Source organism: Azoarcus sp. Soil_N_20 (assembly GCF_057656155.1).
In genome coordinates this window covers 1-5,392 of the sequence record NZ_JBDGKX010000036.1, presented here as the reverse complement: position 1 = coordinate 5,392, position 5,392 = coordinate 1, and the positions used below count along the sequence as shown (strand labels likewise).

At 54.2% G+C, this 5,392-nt stretch carries 2 tRNA genes and 2 rRNA genes; all 4 read right to left on the bottom strand.

Annotated features, from left to right (window positions below):
* Window positions 1-124 precede the first annotated feature (124 nt).
* The 4 genes from AC3A35_RS27660 to AC3A35_RS27645 all read right to left on the bottom strand — a co-directional run bounded on the left by AC3A35_RS27660 (window position 125) and on the right by AC3A35_RS27645 (window position 5,058).
* Window positions 125-3,012 (bottom strand): 23S ribosomal RNA (locus AC3A35_RS27660).
* Between the two features lie 255 nt (window positions 3,013-3,267).
* A tRNA-Ala gene (locus tag AC3A35_RS27655) sits at window positions 3,268-3,343 on the bottom strand.
* A gap of 28 nt (window positions 3,344-3,371) precedes the next feature.
* A tRNA-Ile gene (locus AC3A35_RS27650) sits at window positions 3,372-3,448 on the bottom strand.
* A 72-nt stretch (window positions 3,449-3,520) separates the two neighbouring features.
* Window positions 3,521-5,058 (bottom strand): 16S ribosomal RNA (locus tag AC3A35_RS27645).
* The 16S and 23S rRNA genes sit together here with 2 tRNA genes alongside, the layout of an rRNA operon.
* Window positions 5,059-5,392 lie beyond the last annotated feature (334 nt).

Sequence of the window (5,392 nt, the reverse complement as noted above, 5' to 3'; positions counted from 1 at the left end):
CCAGGAAGCTATGGTCGTCAGACTATGACTTGTTCCCTGCGTGGTTGTGCAGGGCAAAGACTGGAAGAAGTATGGGTAGGGTGATCGAGTCAAACGAGTGTTCGACTGTGTTGTGTAAGGTTATAGGATCAAGCCTCACGGGCAATTAGTATCGGTTAGCTTAACGCATTACTGCGCTTCCACACCCGACCTATCAACGTTGTAGTCTTCAACGACCCTTCAGGGGGCTCGAGGCCCCGGGGAAGTCTCATCTTGAGGCGAGTTTCCCGCTTAGATGCTTTCAGCGGTTATCTCTTCCGTACTTAGCTACCCGGCGATGCGACTGGCGTCACAACCGGTACACCAGAGGTACGTCCACTCCGGTCCTCTCGTACTAGGAGCAGGTCCCCTCAAACTTCCAGCGCCCACGGCAGATAGGGACCAAACTGTCTCACGACGTTTTAAACCCAGCTCACGTACCACTTTAAATGGCGAACAGCCATACCCTTGGGACCGGCTACAGCCCCAGGATGTGATGAGCCGACATCGAGGTGCCAAACTCCGCCGTCGATGTGAACTCTTGGGCGGAATCAGCCTGTTATCCCCAGAGTACCTTTTATCCGTTGAGCGATGGCCCTTCCATACAGAACCACCGGATCACTATGTCCTGCTTTCGCACCTGCTCGACTTGTCGGTCTCGCAGTCAAGCCTCCTTTTGCCATTGCACTATCAGTACGATGTCCGACCGTACCTAGGAGACCTTCGAACTCCTCCGTTACCTTTTGGGAGGAGACCGCCCCAGTCAAACTGCCCACCATGCACTGTTCCCGACCCGGATTCACGGGCCTGGGTTAGAACCTCAACGACACCAGGGTGGTATTTCAAGGTTGGCTCCACGAGGACTAGCGTCCCCGCTTCAAAGCCTCCCACCTATCCTACACAAGTCCCGTCAAAGTCCAATGCAAAGCTACAGTAAAGGTTCATGGGGTCTTTCCGTCTAGCCGCGGGTAGATTGCATCTTCACAAACATTTCAACTTCGCTGAGTCTCAGGAGGAGACAGTGTGGCCATCGTTACGCCATTCGTGCAGGTCGGAACTTACCCGACAAGGAATTTCGCTACCTTAGGACCGTTATAGTTACGGCCGCCGTTTACCGGGGCTTCGATCAAGAGCTTGCACCCCATCACTTAACCTTCCGGCACCGGGCAGGCGTCACACCCTATACGTCCACTTTCGTGTTTGCAGAGTGCTGTGTTTTTAATAAACAGTCGCAGCCACCGATTCTCTGCGGCCCCTTCGCCCTTCGGCTGTTCGCCTACAAGCTACCGGGGCATACCTTCTCCCGAAGTTACGGTATCAATTTGCCGAGTTCCTTCTCCTGAGTTCTCTCAAGCGCCTTGGTATTTTCTACCTGCCCACCTGTGTCGGTTTGCGGTACGGTCACTCTATGACTGAAGCTTAGAGGCTTTTCCTGGAAGCAGGGTATCAACCACTTCGGACCACAAGGGTCCTCGTCATCACGCCTCATCTAAGCCGCACGGATTTGCCTATGCAGCACGACTACACGCTTAAACCGGGACTTCCAACACCCGGCTGGCCTAACCTTCTCCGTCCCCCCATCGCATCATAGAGCGGTACAGGAATATTGACCTGTTTCCCATCGACTACGCATTTCTGCCTCGCCTTAGGGGCCGACTCACCCTGCGCCGATGAACGTTGCGCAGGAAACCTTGGGCTTTCGGCGAGGGTGCTTTTCACACCCTTTATCGCTACTCATGTCAGCATTCGCACTTCCGATACCTCCAGCATCCCTTACGAGACACCTTCGCAGGCTTACGGAACGCTCCCCTACCATGTGCCATAAGGCACATCCGCAGCTTCGGTTCATGGCTTGAGCCCCGTTACATCTTCCGCGCAGGACGACTCGACTAGTGAGCTATTACGCTTTCTTTAAAGGATGGCTGCTTCTAAGCCAACCTCCTAGCTGTCTAGGCCTTCCCACTTCGTTTGCCACTTAGCCATGCATTTGGGACCTTAGCTGGCGGTCTGGGTTGTTTCCCTCTTGACACCGGACGTTAGCACCCGATGTCTGTCTGCCGTATATCACTTTGCGGTATTCGGAGTTTGCTATCGCGGGGTAGATCGCATTGACCCCCCCAACGATTACAGTGCTCTACCCCCGCAAGTGTCCGTACGACGCACTACCTAAATAGTTTTCGGGGAGAACCAGCTATTTCCGGATTTGTTTAGCCTTTCACCCCTATCCACAGCTCATCCCCTAATTTTTCAACATTAGTGGGTTCGGACCTCCAGTGCGTGTTACCGCACCTTCATCCTGGCCATGGATAGATCATCCGGTTTCGGGTCTACGCCCAGAGACTATGTCGCCCTTATCAGACTCGCTTTCGCTACGCCTCCCCTATTCGGTTAAGCTCGCCACTGAACGTAAGTCGCTGACCCATTATACAAAAGGTACGCAGTCACCCCACAAGGAGGCTCCCACTGTTTGTATGCATGCGGTTTCAGGATCTATTTCACTCCCCTCCCGGGGTTCTTTTCGCCTTTCCCTCACGGTACTGGTTCACTATCGGTCGATCACGAGTATTTAGCCTTGGAGGATGGTCCCCCCATCTTCAGACAGGATTTCTCGTGTCCCGCCCTACTTGTCGCACGCTCAGACCCGCCACCTATTTTTCGCATACGGGGCTATCACCCTGTGTTGCCGGACTTTCCAGACCGTTCTGCTAAATTGATGGTTTAGTCGTGCAGGCTGTTCCGTGTTCGCTCGCCACTACTTACGGAATCTCGGTTGATTTCTGTTCCTGCAGCTACTTAGATGTTTCAGTTCGCTGCGTTCGCCTCCACATCCCTATGTATTCAGGATGGGATACTCCTTGCGGAGTGGGTTTCCCCATTCGGATATCGGGGGATCAAAGCTCCATTGCCAGCTCCCCCCCGCTTTTCGCAGGCTTGCACGTCCTTCATCGCCTGTGATCGCCAAGGCATCCACCACATGCACTTAGTCGCTTGATCCTATAACCTTAGACCCTCGGTCGCCCGAAGATCCGGTCACAGGTCGAACTCGTTTGTGCGAACCCCACGCGCCGCTGACACAGCGCACAGGATTCATGCAATCACGCTACCCATGCAACACACCATTCGGTGTGCTGCACTTTACTTCTTCCAATTTTTTAAAGAACAACCGCCCGAGAAACTTCACGTCTCCCGAGAAGTCAGGCCTGCACACCGACAACCGGTATGCAGGCCTGACTTCTCGAACCGCGTCCCTGGTGGAGCTGGTCGGGATCGAACCGACGACCTACGGCTTGCAAAGCCGCCGCTCTCCCAGCTGAGCTACAGCCCCTTCCTGTCTCGACGCACCTTCGATAGTTTGGTGGGTCTGGTTGGGTTCGAACCAACGACCCCCGCCTTATCAAGACGGTGCTCTAACCAGCTGAGCTACAGACCCTCACGCTCGAGGCTCTTGCACTTGAACAACCGATAAGTTGTGGATACTTGGCCGCCGTGACCTTTTCTCTTGAAAGGAGGTGATCCAGCCGCACCTTCCGATACGGCTACCTTGTTACGACTTCACCCCAGTCATGAATCTCACCGTGGTAAGCGCCCTCCCCGAAAGGTTAAGCTACCTACTTCTGGTGAAACCCACTCCCATGGTGTGACGGGCGGTGTGTACAAGACCCGGGAACGTATTCACCGCAGCATGCTGATCTGCGATTACTAGCGATTCCGACTTCACGTAGTCGAGTTGCAGACTACGATCCGGACTACGATCGGCTTTAAGGGATTAGCTCCACCTCGCGGCTTGGCAACCCTCTGTACCGACCATTGTATGACGTGTGAAGCCCTACCCATAAGGGCCATGAGGACTTGACGTCATCCCCACCTTCCTCCGGTTTGTCACCGGCAGTCTCATTAGAGTGCCCAACCAAATGATGGCAACTAATGACAAGGGTTGCGCTCGTTGCGGGACTTAACCCAACATCTCACGACACGAGCTGACGACAGCCATGCAGCACCTGTGTTCTGGCTCCCGAAGGCACCAAGTGATCTCTCACAAGTTCCAGACATGTCAAGGGTAGGTAAGGTTTTTCGCGTTGCATCGAATTAATCCACATCATCCACCGCTTGTGCGGGTCCCCGTCAATTCCTTTGAGTTTTAACCTTGCGGCCGTACTCCCCAGGCGGTCAACTTCACGCGTTAGCTGCGTTACTCACAGAGTTACCTCTACGAACAACTAGTTGACATCGTTTAGGGCGTGGACTACCAGGGTATCTAATCCTGTTTGCTCCCCACGCTTTCGTGCATGAGCGTCAGTACAGGCCCAGGGGGCTGCCTTCGCCATCGGTGTTCCTCCACATATCTACGCATTTCACTGCTACACGTGGAATTCCACCCCCCTCTGCCGTACTCTAGCCTTGCAGTCACAAACGCAGTTCCCAGGTTAAGCCCGGGGATTTCACATCTGTCTTACAAAACCGCCTGCGCACGCTTTACGCCCAGTAATTCCGATTAACGCTCGCACCCTACGTATTACCGCGGCTGCTGGCACGTAGTTAGCCGGTGCTTCTTATCAAGGTACCGTCATCCGCACAGGGTATTGGCCCGTACGTTTTCTTCCCTCGCGAAAGAGCTTTACAACCCGAAGGCCTTCTTCACTCACGCGGCATGGCTGGATCAGGCTTGCGCCCATTGTCCAAAATTCCCCACTGCTGCCTCCCGTAGGAGTCTGGGCCGTGTCTCAGTCCCAGTGTGGCGGATCATCCTCTCAGACCCGCTACAGATCGTCGCCTTGGTGAGCCTTTACCTCACCAACTAGCTAATCTGACATCGGCCGCTCCAATCACGTGAGGTCCTAAGATCCCCCACTTTCCCCCTCAGGGCGTATGCGGTATTAGCTACGCTTTCGCGTAGTTATCCCCCATGACTGGGCACGTTCCGATGCATTACTCACCCGTTCGCCACTCGCCGGCAGGCCGAAGCCCCCGCTGCCGTTCGACTTGCATGTGTAAAGCATGCCGCCAGCGTTCAATCTGAGCCAGGATCAAACTCTTAAGTTCAATCCATACAAAGTACTCAAAGTCACTTACTGACATGAGCACCTAATCATTGCAATACCTGCGCCGCCGAAGCGGCTCGGTCACAACAACCAAGCACCCACACTTATCGATTGTTCAATTTTTTAAAGAACCGCTGCAATCCCTGCAGCAGAGAAGCGAGATTATGATCAACTTAACTTATCTCGTCAACCCCCGTCGTTCGATTTATTTCGCCACCGCCGAAACACCAAACCACGTCATACCGCGCTTCCAACACCTTTACACCCACTGCTCCCTCCACCTGCCCGCCGCCTATGAAGCACGTTGCGCGGTGAAGAGGTGCGCATTATAGACA